Source organism: Tsukamurella ocularis, from assembly GCF_965138335.1.
GTDB classification, from domain to species: domain Bacteria; phylum Actinomycetota; class Actinomycetes; order Mycobacteriales; family Mycobacteriaceae; genus Tsukamurella; species Tsukamurella ocularis_A.
Genome location: NZ_CBCSDV010000028.1, coordinates 15,692 through 31,032, shown reverse-complemented (window position 1 = coordinate 31,032; position 15,341 = coordinate 15,692). Strand labels below are relative to the sequence as shown.

Annotated in this window: 12 protein-coding genes; 6 read left to right on the top strand and 6 right to left on the bottom strand. The window is 70.9% G+C overall.

Features of this window, described 5'->3' with window-relative positions:
- Positions 1–6 precede the first annotated feature (6 nt).
- Complete coding sequence (gene thrB / locus ACNAYW_RS20175; RefSeq protein ID WP_415851429.1) at positions 7–1,017, top strand: homoserine kinase; 1,011 nt, start codon at positions 7–9, stop codon at positions 1,015–1,017.
- Positions 1,018–1,449: 432 nt separating this feature from the next.
- On the top strand, positions 1,450–3,498 hold the full coding sequence (gene rho, locus ACNAYW_RS20170) for a transcription termination factor Rho (RefSeq protein ID WP_415851428.1): 2,049 nt from the start codon (positions 1,450–1,452) through the stop codon (positions 3,496–3,498).
- A gap of 85 nt (positions 3,499–3,583) precedes the next feature.
- On the opposite strand, the gene ACNAYW_RS20165 is transcribed toward rho, so the two are convergent.
- On the bottom strand, positions 3,584–5,233 hold the full coding sequence (locus tag ACNAYW_RS20165) for a serine/threonine-protein kinase (RefSeq protein ID WP_415851427.1): 1,650 nt from the start codon (positions 5,231–5,233) through the stop codon (positions 3,584–3,586).
- Positions 5,234–5,542: 309 nt separating this feature from the next.
- Here ACNAYW_RS20165 and rpmE point away from each other — a divergent pair, with 309 nt between their 5' ends.
- From rpmE to ACNAYW_RS20145, 4 genes are all read left to right on the top strand, one after another.
- On the top strand, positions 5,543–5,773 hold the full coding sequence (gene rpmE, locus ACNAYW_RS20160; protein ID WP_068532376.1) for a 50S ribosomal protein L31: 231 nt from the start codon (positions 5,543–5,545) through the stop codon (positions 5,771–5,773).
- Positions 5,774–5,873: 100 nt separating this feature from the next.
- Positions 5,874–6,962, top strand: a complete 1,089-nt coding sequence (gene prfA / locus ACNAYW_RS20155) for a peptide chain release factor 1 (protein WP_415851426.1) — start codon at positions 5,874–5,876, stop codon at positions 6,960–6,962.
- Positions 6,963–6,969: 7 nt separating this feature from the next.
- Entirely contained in the window at positions 6,970–7,821 is an 852-nt protein-coding gene (prmC, locus tag ACNAYW_RS20150; RefSeq protein WP_415851425.1) for a peptide chain release factor N(5)-glutamine methyltransferase, read from the top strand.
- Positions 7,818–8,477: an L-threonylcarbamoyladenylate synthase gene (locus ACNAYW_RS20145; RefSeq protein ID WP_415851424.1), complete on the top strand. Its 660-nt coding sequence runs from the start codon at positions 7,818–7,820 to the stop codon at positions 8,475–8,477. The genes prmC and ACNAYW_RS20145 overlap by 4 nt, the downstream gene beginning before the upstream one ends.
- A 1,717-nt stretch (positions 8,478–10,194) precedes the next feature.
- Here the strand turns inward: ACNAYW_RS20145 and ACNAYW_RS20140 are convergent.
- Genes ACNAYW_RS20140 through ACNAYW_RS20120 form a run of 5 tightly spaced genes read right to left on the bottom strand, consistent with a single transcriptional unit; the run spans position 10,195 to position 15,335 of the window.
- Positions 10,195–11,157, bottom strand: coding sequence for an MlaD family protein (locus ACNAYW_RS20140; RefSeq protein WP_415851423.1), 963 nt, complete (start codon positions 11,155–11,157; stop codon positions 10,195–10,197).
- The gene (locus tag ACNAYW_RS20135) at positions 11,154–12,203 is read right to left on the bottom strand and encodes an MlaD family protein (protein WP_415851422.1); all 1,050 of its coding nucleotides are present in this window, start codon (positions 12,201–12,203) and stop codon (positions 11,154–11,156) included. Before ACNAYW_RS20135 ends, ACNAYW_RS20140 begins: the two co-directional genes overlap by 4 nt.
- Complete coding sequence (locus ACNAYW_RS20130; RefSeq protein WP_415851421.1) at positions 12,203–13,306, bottom strand: Mce/MlaD family protein; 1,104 nt, start codon at positions 13,304–13,306, stop codon at positions 12,203–12,205. Before ACNAYW_RS20130 ends, ACNAYW_RS20135 begins: the two co-directional genes overlap by 1 nt.
- Complete coding sequence (locus ACNAYW_RS20125; protein ID WP_415851420.1) at positions 13,306–14,313, bottom strand: MlaD family protein; 1,008 nt, start codon at positions 14,311–14,313, stop codon at positions 13,306–13,308. Before ACNAYW_RS20125 ends, ACNAYW_RS20130 begins: the two co-directional genes overlap by 1 nt.
- Positions 14,310–15,335 carry an MCE family protein gene (locus ACNAYW_RS20120; protein WP_415851419.1) on the bottom strand — a complete coding sequence of 342 codons (1,026 nt, stop codon included), beginning with the start codon at positions 15,333–15,335 and terminating at the stop codon, positions 14,310–14,312. Before ACNAYW_RS20120 ends, ACNAYW_RS20125 begins: the two co-directional genes overlap by 4 nt.
- Positions 15,336–15,341 lie beyond the last annotated feature (6 nt).

The following is a 15,341-nucleotide window of genomic DNA, read 5'->3' as shown; positions in this document are numbered from 1 at the left end:
GCGGCCGTGTCACCCGCCTCGAACGCCCCGCTCGTCCTGCCCGTCGGCCTCGCGGCCACCGTGACCGTCCCGGCCTCCAGCGCCAACCTCGGCCCCGGGTTCGACACCCTCGGCCTCGCGCTGGGGCTCTACGACGACGTCACCGTCGAGACCGTGGACCCCGAGACCGACGGTGACCTGACCGTCGCGATCACGGGGGAGGGCGCCGACGAGGTGCCCACCGACGACCGTCACCTCGTGGTCGTCGCGCTCCGACGCACCCTCGCCCACCTCGGCGTCTCGGCGCCCGGGCTGCGCCTGACCTGTGTGAACCGCATCCCGCACTCCCGCGGGCTCGGCTCCTCGGCCGCCGCGGCCGTCGCCGGGATCGCCGCCGCCGCGGCCCTGGCCGCCGACGCCGACGCGCCTCGGGGCCTGACCACCGACGAGATGGTCCAGCTCGCCTCCGAGTTCGAGGGCCATCCCGACAACGCCTCCGCGAGCGTGCTCGGCGGCGCGGTCGTCTCCTGGACCGTGCCCGCCGTGCCGGTCCCCGACGTGGCCGGTTACCGCGACCACGCGGCGGCGAGCGCGGCACCGTCGGCCCCGCTGCACTACGGTGCGCGCCGCGTGGACGTGCACCCCGACATCCGGGCCTACGCCTTCGTCCCCGACGTGCAGTCCTCGACCTCCGTGACGCGCGGCATGCTGCCCCGGCTGGTGCCGCACGCCGACGCCGCGTTCAACGCCTCGCGCGCCGCGCTCATGGTGCTGGCGCTCACCGCGCACCCCGACCTGCTGCTCGACGCCACCGAGGACCGGCTGCACCAGCGGTACCGGGCCGCGTCGATGAAGGAGTCGTTCGCGCTGGTCGAGCGACTGCGGGCGGCCGGCGTGGCCGCCGCCATCTCCGGCGCCGGGCCGACCGTGCTGGCGCTGACCCCGCAGGCGCTGCCCACCCGGCTCGCGGACGCCGCCGCCGAGGCCGGCTTCACCGTCCGGGAACTCCCCATCGCCGACGGCGTCGCGCGCGGCTGAGATCCGCACACGCGGGTGTGCGCGCGGCGCGTGCGCCCAGTTGCCGGGGGTGCGCGGCCGGGATCGGCGACGCGGCGCGTGCGCAGATGCACGGCGGAGGACGCGAACGCGGGGGCGGTGATTGCCGGGCGCGGGCACCCGCGCTATCATGACAAAAGTGTCCGTCGAATGTGCGGACGCTACTTCGGCACTTTGCCATTTCCACGCCCAGCAACCAGCTTCGGACGTGTTGGCGCGCCGGTCTCCACATCAGGCCGAGACATCTGTGCCCCCGCCGGAAACGCGGGGCCCGGCAGCCGAAGCGCATACAAGCACCTTCGTCATTCGTGCGTCGACCGCGAAAACACCTGCGCACCATCGCAGGACAGCCCGGCGAGCACGGTAGGCCCTTGCTTGGCGCAATTGCGCGAGCAGGGAATTGAAAGGAACTCCGTGACCGAAACGGACGTGACCACCAGCCCGGAGACGGCCACCGCCGCGGTCAGCACCACGCGGGCCGACGAGCGTCGCCGCTCGGGCCTCAACGGCATGGTGCTGGCCGAGCTGCGGGGCATCGCGAGCGAGCTGGGGATCAAGGGCGTCTCCGGCCTCCGCAAGGGTGATCTGATCGCCGCGATCAACGACCACGGCGGCGCCGCCAAGGCCGCGCCGAAGGCCGCGAAGGCCACCGCGCCCAAGGCCGGCGCTCCGAAGGCCGAGGCTCCCAAGGCCGACGCTCCCGCGACCGACGCGCCCAAGTCCGACGCGCCCAAGGCCGAGGCCCCCAAGGCCGACGCGCCCAAGGCCGCCGCCGAGACCCCCTCGAGCGACGCGCCGAAGGCGACCGCTCCGGCCGCCGAAGCCGCCGAGGCACCCAAGGCCGAGGGCCGCCAGGCTCGCGCGCCCCGGGGCGAGAAGGCCGCCGACGCCGGCCAGGCACCGTCGGGCCGCGGCGCCGCGGACACCGCGGGCGACGCGCCCAAGAACGAGGGCGACCAGGGGCAGCAGCAGGGCCAGCGTCGCGAGCGCAACCAGCGCCGCAACCAGAACCAGGACGGCGAGGGCCGTCAGCAGGGCGACCGCCAGCAGGGCGACCGCCAGCAGGGCGACCGCCAGCAGGGCGAGAACCGCCAGGACCGTCAGCGCAATCAGAACAATCAGGGCGGCCAGGGCAACAACCAGGGCAACCGGAACCAGAACAACGGGCCGGACGACGACGGCGACGGCACCGGGCGCCGCGGGCGCCGCTTCCGCGAGCGTCGCCGCGGTCGCGACCGCAACCAGAACGACGGCGAGCCGCAGGTCAGCGAGGACGATGTCCTGCAGCCCGTGGCCGGCATCCTGGACGTGCTCGACAACTACGCCTTCGTGCGCACGTCGGGCTACATCGCCGGGCCGAACGACGTCTACGTCTCGATGAACATGATCCGCCGCAACGGCCTGCGCCGCGGCGACGCGATCACCGGCGCCGTGAAGATGCCCCGCGACGGCGAGAGCAACGACGGCGGCAACCAGGGCGGCGGCGGTGGCCGCGGCAACCAGAGCAACCGGCAGAAGTTCAACCCGCTGGTGCGCCTGGACTCGGTCAACGGCCAGGACGTCGAGTCGGCGAAGAACCGGCCCGAGTTCAACAAGCTGACCCCGCTGTACCCGAACCAGCGGCTGCGCCTCGAGACCGCGCAGAACATTCTCACTACGCGTGTGATCGACCTGATCATGCCCATCGGCAAGGGGCAGCGCGCGCTGATCTCCGCCCCGCCGAAGGCCGGCAAGACCACGATCATGCAGGACATCGCCAACGCGATCTCCGCCAACAACCCCGAGTGCTACCTCATGGTGGTGCTGGTGGACGAGCGGCCCGAAGAGGTCACGGACATGCAGCGCAGCGTGCGCGGCGAGGTCATCAGCTCCACCTTCGACCGGCCGCCGTCGGACCACACCTCGGTCGCCGAGCTCGCCATCGAGCGCGCCAAGCGCCTGGTGGAGGGCGGCAAGGACGTGGTGGTGCTGCTCGACTCGATCACCCGCCTCGGGCGCGCCTACAACAACTCGAGCCCCGCGTCGGGCCGCATCCTCTCGGGCGGTATCGATTCGACGGCCCTGTACCCGCCGAAGCGGTTCCTGGGCGCCGCGCGCAACATCGAGAACGGCGGCTCGCTGACGATCATCGCCACCGCCATGGTCGAGACCGGCTCCACCGGCGACACGGTGATCTTCGAGGAGTTCAAGGGCACCGGCAACGCCGAGCTCAAGCTCGACCGCAAGATCTCGGAGCGGCGCGTCTTCCCGGCCGTCGACGTCTCGCCGTCGGGCACGCGCAAGGACGAGCTGCTCATGGCGCCCGACGAGGCGGCCGTGGTGAACAAGCTGCGCCGGCTGCTGTCGGCGCTGGACAGCCAGCAGGCCATCGACCTGCTGATCAGCCAGCTCAAGAAGACGCAGAACAACATCGAGTTCCTCATGACGGTGCAGAAGAACAGCGGCTTCGGCGACAACGACTGACCGCGGCCGGCACGACGACGACGCCCCACTCCCTCGGAGTGGGGCGTCGTTGCGTATCTCAGGGAGCGGCGGGGCCCGCCGGCGGCTACTGCGGCAGGTAGGACGTGATCGCCGCGGCGATCTCCGCGCCGCGGTTGCAATCGCGGTTGCCCACCTTCTGCAGCCCGATGTACAGCACGCCGTTCGACAGGGACTTGTAGGCGGTGATGCAGTAGTCGGGCGTCGAGGTGTTGGTGCTCGGCACCGTGAAGGAGCGCCACTTCGTCGAACCCGGCACCGAGACGGGCGTGCCGGTCTCCCACGAGTTCGAGGTGACGAAGGTCGCGAACTTGACGTCCGCGTTGCTGGCCTTCGAATCGGAGCCCTTGCAGGCGTACTTCGCGCCGGCGCTGGTGGACCGCTGCCCCGGGTCGTCGGCGAGCGGGCTGATGCCCAGGGCCGAGATCGCGGACGTCGGCAGCAGGCACGGGTCGATGTAGCCCTCCCGCAGCGTGGAGGTGTTGTTCACCGGCGTCGGGGGCGTCGTGGAGGCCGGCGCGCTGGTCGTGCTCGTCGGGGCGGCGACGGCCTCGTCGGAGCGCGTGCTGAACACGAGGATCGAGATCGCGGCCACGGCCACCACCAGGACCGCGGCGACGGCGCCGATGACGACGCCCTTCCTGGTGCCGCCCTGCTGCGGTGCCCGACCGGCCAGGCCCACCGGCCCGCCCTGCCACGTGCCCGGCGAGCCCGCACCCTGCGGACCCAGCTGTGGATTCGAGATCGGGCCCGACGGCCGCGCGAAGGGCTGCGAGGGCGCGCTCTGGAAGGGCGGGGGAGTCGCGGGGCGGAAGGCCGCCCCGGGCGGCGGAGTCGCCACCCGCGCGGTCGGGTTCGACGGTGCCTGCCCCTGCGGGTGGGCGCCGGCCGCGGCGGCCCGCAGCGCCTGCGCGAAGTCGTGGCACGTCGCGAACCGCTGTTGCGGGACCTTCGCCATCGCGCGGGCGATGACCGCGTCGATCGCGGGCGGCACGCCGGGGCGCTGGCGCGAGGGCGCCGGGGGCGGCGCCATCAGGTGATCGCGGATCACCGCGGTGCCGCTGCTCGCGCCGTAGGGCTTCGCGCCCGTGAGCAGCTGCACCGTCGTCCCGGCCAGGCTGTACTGATCGCTGCGGCCGTCGACCGGGTCGCCGCTGAGCTGCTCCGGGGAGGCGTAGTCGAGGGTGCCGACGACCATGCCGACCGAGGTGAGATCGCTGTGCTCCTGCTGCTGGCGTGCGATGCCGAAGTCGCCGAGCATGATGCGCGGCGCGGATCCGGTGGCGTCGATCATGATGTTGCCGGGCTTGACGTCGCGATGCAGCAGTCCCTGGGAGTGCGCGTAGTCCAGGGCCCCGGCCACCGCGTCGACGATGGTGAGCACCTGGTGCACCGGCAGCCCGCTCGGATTGCTCGCGAGCAGCGCCGAGGCGTCCTGGCCGGGTACCAGCTTCATGGACATCCACAGTCGGCCGTCGTCGTTGCCACGGTCGTAGACCGGCACGATGTTCGGGTGGTCGAGCCGCGCGGCCATATCGGCCTCGCGCTCGAACCGCGCCCGGTAGGTCGGATCGTGCGAGAACGCCGTGGGAAGCACCTTGAGGGCGTCCACACGCGGCAGCCGCGGGTGCCGGGCCGCGTACACCGCGCCCATGCCACCCGCGCCCAGCAGGCGCTCCACGACGTACCCGCCGATCACGGTCCCGGCGGGTTCCACCGCTGGTCCATTGCCTGACTCGTTCACGTCTTCACTCCCGGATTCCTCGAGAACTCGGCCCGCTCGCTTCGCTCCCGGCGCCGTCTCTGGTGACAGCTCGTAGCTAACACCGGCCTGCTTACGGCGCGCCAGTCAACCGCCAAACGTCGCCCGCATCGTGATCGTGGCGGGGTCAGCCCGCTGCCGGACCGGGAATTTCTCGAAGCCCCGTGCGTTCTGGCATACTGGAACGTCGGTATGGGTTCCGGTTCACGGTCCTGGCGCACGCCAGGGGCGACCCGGCGACCAAGAACGAGAAGGACGGCAATCATGAAGCAGGGGATTCACCCCGAGTACGTGGCCACCACCGTTGTCTGCGGTTGCGGTAACACGTTCGAGACGCACAGCACCAAGGCCGACGGCCGCATCAACGTCGAGGTCTGCTCGCAGTGCCACCCGTTCTACACGGGCAAGCAGAAGATCCTCGACACCGGCGGCCGTGTCGCCCGCTTCGAGAAGCGCTACGGCAAGCGCCCGAGCAAGGCCTCGGCCTCCGAGTAGCCGTCCCGCCGACGCCCGTCCTGCCCCGCAGGCNGGGCGTNGGCGCGTTTCACGGGCACCGCGCCCCGTCACCGCTCCGTCCGAGAAAGGCACCGCCGCCATGAGCGCCTCGTCCCCCTCCGCGATCGACGACATCCTCGCCGAGTACGCCGGCCTCGAGCAGCAGATGTCCGACCCGGCGCTGCACAACGACGCCACCGCGGCCCGCAGGGTGGGCAAGCGCTTCGCGGAGCTGGCGCCGGTCATGGCGACGCACCGCAAGCTCGAGGCCGCCCGCGAGGACCGCGCCGCCGCGCAGGAGCTGGCCGCCGACGACCCCTCGTTCGCCGACGAGGTGACGGCGCTGACCGAGCAGATCGACGTGCTCGAGCAGCAGCTCACCGACCTGCTCGCGCCGCGCGACCCGCACGACTCCGAGGACGTGGTGCTCGAGGTCAAGTCCGGCGAGGGCGGCGAGGAGTCGGCCCTGTTCGCCGGCGACCTCGCGCGCATGTACCTGCGCTACGCCGAGCGGCGCGGCTGGAAGGTCGAGACGCTCGGCGCCACCTACTCCGACCTCGGCGGATTCAAGGACGCGACCTTCGCGATCAAGTCCCGCGGCCCCGGCGCCGACGGATCGATCGACGGGGTGTGGGCCCGGATGAAGTTCGAGGGCGGCGTGCACCGCGTGCAGCGCGTCCCCGCCACCGAGAGCCAGGGGCGCATCCACACGTCCGCGGCCGGCGTGCTCGTCTACCCCGAGCCCGACGAGGTCGAGGAGGTGCAGATCGACGAGTCCGACCTGCGTATCGACGTCTACCGCTCGTCCGGCAAGGGCGGCCAGGGCGTCAACACCACCGACTCCGCCGTGCGCATCACCCACCTGCCCACGAACATCGTCGTGACCTGCCAGAACGAGCGCTCGCAGCTGCAGAACAAGGCCCGCGCCATGCAGGTGCTCGCCGCGCGGCTGCAGGCCCTCCGTGAGGAGGAGGCCGAGGCCGCCGCGTCGGACTCCCGGGCCGCGCAGATCCGCACCGTCGACCGGTCCGAGCGGATCCGCACCTACAACTTCCCCGAGAACCGCATCGCCGATCATCGCATCGGGTTCAAGGCGCACAACCTCGACCAGGTCCTCGACGGCGAGCTCGACGCGCTGCTCGACGCCCTCCAGGCCGCGGACCGCCAGGCGCGGCTCGAGGCCGAGTAACCCGCCGGTGACCCGGCCCACGGCGCTGGCCGCCGCCGCGACGGCCCGCCTCGCGGCGGCGGGCGTCCCGTCGGCGCGGTTCGACGCGGAGGTCCTGCTGGCCGAGGCCCTCGGCATCGACCGCGGACGCATCCCGATCGCGGACGACGCCACGCCGGAGCAGGCCGCCGCGTACGAGGCCCTGCTCGCCCGGAGGGCGGCCCGGGAGCCGCTCCAGCACATCCTGGGCCGCGCGTACTTCGGCCCGCTCACGCTGGCCGTGGGCCCCGGCGTCTTCGTGCCGCGGCCCGAGACCGAGCTGCTCGCCGTGTGGGCCGCGCGGCAGGTGGGCCGCGGCGCCGGCATCGTCGACCTCTGCGCCGGCTCCGGAGCGCTGGGCCTGTACCTCGCGGCGACGGTGCCCGACGCCCGCGTCGTGCTCGTCGAGCGCGACCCCGATGCCCTCGACTACCTGCGGCGCAACGCCGCCACCGCCGCCCTCGCGGGGACGGCGACGGTGCTCGACGCCGACGTGCGCGACCCCGGCCTGCCCGATCGCCTGGCGGCGCTGCTCGGCACCGTCGACCTGGTGGTCACCAATCCGCCCTACGTGCCCGAGGGTGCGGACCTCGACCGGGAGGCGGCGGCCGACCCCGCCGCCGCCCTGTTCTCCGGCGCCGACGGGCTAGACCTGATCCGCGACCTCGCGCCGCTCGCCGCGCGGCTCCTGGCCCGCGGGGGAGCGCTGGGCGTCGAGCACGACGACAGCAACGGCGACGGCACGGCCGACCTGCTGCGCGCCGCCGGCTTCGGCGCGGTCGCCCAGCACCGGGACCTCGCGGGAAGGCCGCGGTACGTGACTGGCAGGATGGACCCGTGAGCATCGCCAGCCGCGCCTTCGACTGCACCGACCCCGAATCCCGCGCCGCGGGGATCAGCGCCGCCCGGTCGGCGCTCAAGGGCGGCCACCTCGTGGTGATGCCGACCGACACCCTGTACGGGATCGGCTGCGACGCCTTCGACGGCCGTGCCGTCGCCGCGCTGCTCGCCGCGAAGAACCGCGGCCCCGACATGCCCGTCGGCGTGCTCGTGGGCTCGTGGAACACCATCGACGGGCTCGTCAGCCGCGTCAGCGACGCCGCCCGCGAGCTCACCCGCGCCTTCTGGCCCGGCGCCGTCTCGCTCGTCGTCGAGCAGGCGCCCAGCCTCGCGTGGGACCTCGGCGACACCCGCGGCACCGTGATGCTGCGGATGCCGCTGCATCCCGTCGCGATCGAGCTGCTGCGCGAGGTCGGCCCGATGGCCGTCTCCAGCGCGAACGTCTCCGGCCGCCCGCCCGCCGCCACCATGCTCGAGGCGCGCGATCAGCTGGGCGACGCCGTCGACGTCTACCTCGACGGCGGCCCGTCCGAGCACGCCGTGGCGTCCAGCATCGTCGACCTGTCCGGCCCGCAGCCGCGCGTGCTGCGCGAGGGCGCCGTGAGCACCGCCCGGATCGCCGAGGTCCTCGGCGTCACCGCCGAATCGCTGGCCTGATCGGTCACCTCCCGGGCGTGACGCCGCCGACGTCGGTGATCTGCCAGTCCTTGCTCTGGTCGAGCGTGACCGCGTACTGCGCGAGGTTCACGCTGGGCTCGACCTTCTGCGCGCTCGTCGCCGACACCTTCACGTAGACGTTGACCTTGTAGACCGACCCCGACCGCGCGTTCACCACGCTGTCGACGACGGTGCCCGTGGACACCCACTGCATCGGCTGCAGCAGCTGGTCCATCGCGCCCGCGGTCGATTCGAGTCTCGTCTTCAGCTCGGGCGAGACGCCCTTGACCAGCGCGGTGTGCCACGGGGCCAGGTTCCGGTAGTCGAAACTCGAGGCGCCCGCCGCGTACGTCGCCGCGGTCCGGGTCGCCGTGGCATCGTCCGCCGCGGCCCGCTGGACCGTCGCCAGCTCCGCCCGCGCGTCGTCGGCGCGGCCCTCGGCGCCGCTCCAGAGCACGCCGAAGGTCACCGTCGACGCCACGAGCGCGAGGACCAGCACGGAGGCGACCACGAGGCCCGCGACGAGGCCGGGGGAGCGGCGGGGCGGCGGTGTGGGCGTCCCGTACGCGCCGGGGACGGGGTAGCCCGACGGTGCGCCGTNGCCNCCGGGGGCGGGACGGCCGCCCGGGAGCGGCGCCCCGGGAGGCGCCGGGACGGACGGCGGGACCTGCGGCTGGTTCACGAGCACATGGTCGCACGGTCGCCGGAACCACGAAGCGNCCGGACCCTCGCGGGTTCCGGGCGCTCCGGTGGAACGGGGACCGATCAGTTGCCGGGCGCGGGGNTCTCCGCGGGCGTCTGCGCACCCTCGGTGGGTGCGGGCTGGGAGGGCTGCGTCACCTGCTCCGACGGATCGGCGAGCGAGCCGCCGACGTCGGTGATCTGCCAGTCCTTGTCCTTGTCCAGCGTCACGTTGTAGACGCTGACCACCTCGCGACCGCTGGCGGCCTGCACGTTGGTGGCCACGACCTTGACGTACGCGCTGACCTTGTAGACCGGTCCCGACTGCGAGTTCACCACCGCATCCATGACGGTGCCCTTGGACACCCACTGGAGCGGCTGCAGCAGCTGGTTCATCGCGCCGGCGGTGGCGTCCATCCGGCTCTTCAGGTCGGGCGCGACGCCCTTGACGATGGCCGCGCGCCACGGGCTGAGGTCCCGGTAGTCGAAGGTCGAGGCCCCCGCGGCGTACTCCGCGGCCACCTTCTCCGCCTGTGCCTTCTCGGCGGCGGCGGCCTTCATGTCGCTGTTCTCGGACTTCTGCAGGCCCCACAGCACACCGAAGGTGATCGACGCCGCGAGCAGCGCCAGGATCACGACGGTGATGACCACGGTGGTGACGGTGGCACCCGCGGTCGCGCCCGCCGCCTGGGCACGCGACGCCGCCGCGCGGGCGGAGGCCTTCGGGCGGCGGACCGGCGCCTCGTCGTCCTCGTCGAGGTCCTCGTCCTCCTCGGCCGGGGGAGCGGGGCGCTTCGCCGCGGCCTTCTTCGCCGGCGCGGGCTTCTTCGCGGTCGAGACCTTCTCGGTCGGGGCCTCTTCCTGCTCCGCGGCCTCATCGGTCGCGTCGGCGGTCTCCTCGGCCGCCTCGTCGACGGTGTCCTGCACGGTCTCCTCGGTCGCCGCGGCCTCGTCAGCGAGGTTCTTGTCGTCCGGGGTGGAATCAGTCACTGGTCGGGTAGCCAATCATGTCGGGGGTCGTCGGTCCGGTGGAGCGCTACTTCTTCGGCGGGATGACCACCGTGAGGTTCGCGGCACCGTCGGAGCCGACCGTGTTCAACGCTTGCGAGAGTAGCGCGGCCATGTCGATCTGGGGCATGACGTCGGTCAGGGCCTGCACCACGGGCACCAGCGGCTCGGTCATCGGACCGAGGTTCGACAGCAGCTTGCTGGTGTTCGGGGCGATCTTCATCAGGAACGGGTTGACCGACTTGGTGAGCATCTCGGGCCCGTTCGTGCCCTTCATGAGGGTGTCCAGGGCCTTGAGCATCTCGACGTCCTTGACCACGAAGGTCCGGGTCGCCGGGCCGAACTCGGAGATCGCGTCGGGCAGCCAGGCCATGTCGGCCTGGTAGTTCTGCGTGTTCTCCATCATCCGGCGGATGTTGGGCATCCGCGCGGTCAGGGTGCGGGCCAGCAGGTCGCCCGCCTGCGAGATGTTCGGCAGCGAGCCCTGGGTGTTGCTGGTCGCGTCCGCCAGGGTCTCGGTGATGCCGCCCAGGTCCGTCGAGTTGATGTTGCTCGTGAGACCCGAGATCAGCTTGAAGGTCTCGGGCAGCGACAGCGGCTCCTTGACCTTCGCGATGTCGATCGTCGACCCGTCGGCCAGGTAGGGGCCGTTCAGGGTGTCGGGGCGGAACTCGATGTACGGCTCACCGACGGCGGACAGCTGCTCGATGCGCAGGCCCGTGTCCGACGGGATCTTGTACTTCCCGTCGTAGCGGAACTTCACCACGACCTTGCCGTCCTTGCGGTCGATGGTCTCGACGTTGCCCACCTTGACCCCGCGCAGGAGCACCGAGGAGTCGGGGAGGAGCTGGTTCGCGTCATCGAGCTTCATGGTGACCGAGCGGTAGTCCGCGAGCGGCCGCCACTGCACCACGGAGAACGCGATGTACGCCGTGCCCAGCACCATGACCAGCGCGAAGGTCAGGAGGCTGAAGAAGGTGCTCTTTTTCACGGAACTGCTCCCACCATCCGAAGGTTGTTGACCGCCTGGCGGGCGGCATCGGAAGTGGGCACGTTGCCGTTGGTGCCCAGCTCCTTGACGTTGACCTTGGCCCCGCTGGAGAGGAACGGCAGGATCTTGTTCTTCAGCAGGTCCTCGAGGTTCGCCAGATTCGCCTGCCGGCCGTTCATGTTCGGCCAGCCGGGGAACATCAGCGGCTTGATCACGCCCGCCACCGTCGCCGTCGAGGCGTCGAGGAGGGGAGCCGTGAACGTGAGCGGCGCGAGGGCGTCGGACAGGCGGCTGAGCACCTTGATCGCGCCGGTGGTCAGGTCGAGGGTGTCCCCGAACCAGTCGTCCGTCGGCTTGAGCAGGGCGACGAGGATCTGATCGTTGTCGTTGACCGTCGTGACGAGACTGCCCACCGACGTGATCGTCTGGCTCACGTTGTCGTTCTGCTTGCCCAGGTCGACCACCGTCTGCGAGACCGTCTTGACCAGGCCCGAGAGCTTCTGCGGATCGGCCGGCAGGTTGGTGTTGATCCGGCTGAAGGTGTCCTGCAGCTGCATCAGGCTGCCGCTGCCGAGGAAGTTCGCCAGGTCGGCGAGGATGTCCTCGATCTGCGTCGGCGGCTTGGTCTGCGTGGTGGGCAGCGTGTCGCCCGCCTTCAGCGGCGTGCCCGGCTTGCCCGGCGTGGTCTTGAGGGCCACGTAGGTGTCACCGAGGATCGTGTCCTGCTGCAGCGTCGCGGTGACCGTGTTGGGCACCTTCACGCTGTCGTTGATCTTCACGTCGACCACGGCCTTGCCCTCTTCGAGGGTGACCTTCTGCAGGCGGCCGGAGACGACGCCGTCGAAGACGACGCGCGCACGGTCGGGCAGGTTGAGCACGTTCGTGAAGTCGAGGTGCACGACGTAGCCGTCGCCGCCGCCCGGCTGGCCGGGCGCGGGGATCGCCGACGGGTTGAAGGGCACCGAGCCGCAGCCGGCCAGCACCGCCCCGGTGGCGACGGTGGCGACGCCGACCGCGAGGGTCCGCCTGTTCAGTGGATTCCGCATCAGTACGCCGCTCCCGTCGCGCGCAGGACCGTGGAGATGAGCTCCACGTTGACGTGGCCGGCGTCGGCGACCTTGCACTGGCCCGGCGCGAACCGGTTCAGATTCTGGCAGGTCTGGGCCGGGTTCTTGGACGGCACCAGCGCTGACGGCGGCCGGTAGGTGATCTTGGTGGCGAGGGTCTTCTTGTCGACGCTGACCTGGAAGGCGCGGATCAGCGGCGGCAGGATGTTGAGCAGGTCGCCGAACTGCTTGGTGGTGGCCGCCAGCAGCGTGGTGGTCGGGACCGTGACCTCGAGCAGCGGAGCGATGAAGGCGCCGTACTTGTCGAAGATGATGGCCAGGGTCTTCACCAGCGACGGGAGCTTGGGGAACGCGCCGATACCGGTGTCCATCAGCGGCTCGCCGACGTTCTTGATACGGAAGGCGTACTTCGTGAGGAAGTCGCGCATCTCGTCCCAGTTCTGCACCAGGCCGTCCGACGCGGGGGCGAAGGCGTCGAGGATCGCCGCCACGTCACCCATGCCGGGGCCCGGGTTGCGCATCAGCTCGCCGAGCTTGTTGGTGAGCGCGGAGATCTCCGGGCCCGTGCCCTGGGTGGCCTTGTTCAGCGCGGGGATGGAGGCCATCGCCTTGCGGAACTCCTCGTCGCCGCCGCCCACGGTCAGGTCGTCGACGACCTTCGAGACGGCCTGCAGCGATTCGGTGATCGACAGCGGGGTCTTGGTGTTGGTGATGCACTTGCCGGGCTGCCAGGTGGGGCCGCCCTTGTAGGTCTCGAGGATCTCCAGGCGGCGCTGGGCGACCAGCGAGTCCGCGATCGAGACGATGCCGACGTTCGTCGGCAGCTTGCGCGCGGACGGCAGGTCGAAGTCGATGCGCGTGGTGGCGCCGTTCGGGGTGATCTTGGTGATCTCGCCGATCGGGTAGCCGAACTGCGCGACCTTGCTGCCGGTGAACAGGCCCACCGAGCTGTCGAGCTCGGCGCAGTACGCGGTCTTGTCCTCGGTGAGGCCCTTGAAGGCCACACCGCCGAGGACCAGCGCGGTGGCGACGATGACGACGAACGCCGACATCGCGCCGCGGGAAGCGAGGAACTTACGCATCAGCAGGTCACCCCCGGGCTCGGAATGCAGACGTTGGTGGCGAGGAAGGTCTGCTCGGACTGGTTGAGCTGGATCGTGCCGTCGGGCGCGATGGTCTTCTGAAGCCCGGCCAGCATCTCCTTGGCGTTCGCGATCGCCGGCTCGGCCTGCTTCACGACCTCGCGGGCCTTGGCCACCACGGCCTCGAACCGGCTGGCGAGCGGGTCCACGTTGTTGAGGTAGACGTTGAGCAGGGGATCGAGGCGCTGGACGAGCTGCGTGGTGTTCGTCAGGTAGCTCTGGAACCCCGCCAGGTTCACCTCGGCGGCCGCGAAGAACGTGCTCATGTTGCGCATGAGCGAGAGCAGCAGGTCGCCGTTCTGGTTGATCGCGGTGGAGTACTCGCTCATCACCTTGACGAAGTCGCCGGCCTGGTCCTGCTGGCGCAGGATGTTCTCGAACATCCGGTTGAAGGTGCCGACCGTGTTGCGGATCGACTCCGGCTGATCCTCGAGCGCCTGGTTCAGCTGCGACATGGACTCGCGGATCGGCGTCGCCTTGATCTTCTCGACCTTCGGCGTGGCCTGCTGGAAGGTCTCCAGGAGGCTGTACGGCATCGAGACCCGCTCCGGCGGGATCGGCTTGTCACCGAGATCCGAGGTGCCCATCGGCGTGAGCGCCATGTAGTAGCCGCCGACCGTGGTGAGCATCTTCATCGACGCGGTGGTGGCGTCGCCCAGGAAGATCTCCTTGTCGACGCGGAACTTCACGCGGACGCGGTCGTCGAGGAGCTCGACCCCGGAGACCGAGCCCACGCTGATGCCGGCGACGCGGACGTCGACGCCCGAGCGCACGGCCTGGGCCTCCTTGAAGTCCGCCGAGTACTCCTTGGTGCCCGGCTGGAAGACGAAGAGGTAGCCGCAGATCGCGAGGATGATGACCGCGATCAGCGCGCCGACGATGCCCCAGTTCAGCTGGTACCGGCGGTCCTGCGCGGCCGTCGGCAGCGGACGGTTGAAGAGGTTCATTTTGGATTGCATACCGTCACCTTCTGACCTGCGACGAAGAGATTCATCATGCCGGGGAGCTTGGCCTGGCCCTTGCTACAGGTCGCCGAGACCGCGGGGCCCGCCTGCGGCTTCGTGCCCTCGTTCAGGAGCTGGACGATGCCGGGGAGGGTCGCGAGCGCGTTGACCAGCTGCTCCGCCATGGGCATCGCGTTGCTGACGATCGCGTCGAGCGGGGGGTTCTCGTTCGGCGTGAGGCCCAGCGCCGCGAGCAGCGCGTTGGTGCGGCTGACCACGCCGGAGGTCTTGTCCGACCACTCGCGCATCGAGTCGACGTTGCTCGCCAGCGTGCGGGCGAAGACGTCGAGCTGCTGCAGCACCTTGGTCAGCCCGGGGGAGGCGCCGCCGATGGACTCCGAGACCGAGCCCAGGTTGGTGATGAGCTGGGTCAGGACGCGCTGGCGGTCGTTGCTCACGGCCATCAGCTTGTCGAGCGAGTCGAGCAGCGGGCCGAGGCCCTCGCCGTTGCCCTGGATCACCGCGAGCACCGACTGCGACAGGTGGTTGATGTCGTCGGCGTTGAGCGTCGACAGCACCGGCTTGAGGCCCACGAAGACCGTCGTGATGTCGAACGAGGACTGCGTGAACTTCTCGCCGATCGTGCTGCCGGGCTTGACCTCGGCGGCCGTGCTCTTCGGCGTGGGCCGCACCTCCAGGAACCGGGAACCGGTGAGGTTCTGGTACCGGATGGCCAGCGTGTCGTCGCTGCGGAACTTCCGGTCGCGCTGCAGCGTGAAGGACACCGCCGCGTTCGAGAGCCGGTGGTCCGAGGACTGCTTGACCTCGATGTCCTTGACCTTGCCCACCTGCACGCCGAGCATGCGCACGTCGTCGCCGACCTTGAGGCCCGAGACGTCCTTGAACTCCGCGTGGAAGGTGTCCATATCGCCCTGGGGCGGCCGGGTCAGCGCCTGCATCACCAGCACGAGCAGCAGGATCATCACCGCCGCGAAGACCACGATCTTGATCGAGGTCGCCTTCATTGACTT

Coding starts and splice junctions, on each gene's coding strand:
- rpmE (WP_068532376.1), top strand. CDS start 5,543: ATGAAGCAGGGGATTCACCCCGAGTACGTGGCCACCACCGTTGTCTGC.
- prfA (WP_415851426.1), top strand. CDS start 5,874: ATGAGCGCCTCGTCCCCCTCCGCGATCGACGACATCCTCGCCGAGTAC.
- ACNAYW_RS20135 (WP_415851422.1), bottom strand. CDS start 12,203: ATGCGGAATCCACTGAACAGGCGGACCCTCGCGGTCGGCGTCGCCACC.
- ACNAYW_RS20130 (WP_415851421.1), bottom strand. CDS start 13,306: ATGCGTAAGTTCCTCGCTTCCCGCGGCGCGATGTCGGCGTTCGTCGTC.
- ACNAYW_RS20125 (WP_415851420.1), bottom strand. CDS start 14,313: ATGAACCTCTTCAACCGTCCGCTGCCGACGGCCGCGCAGGACCGCCGG.
- ACNAYW_RS20120 (WP_415851419.1), bottom strand. CDS start 15,335: ATGAAGGCGACCTCGATCAAGATCGTGGTCTTCGCGGCGGTGATGATC.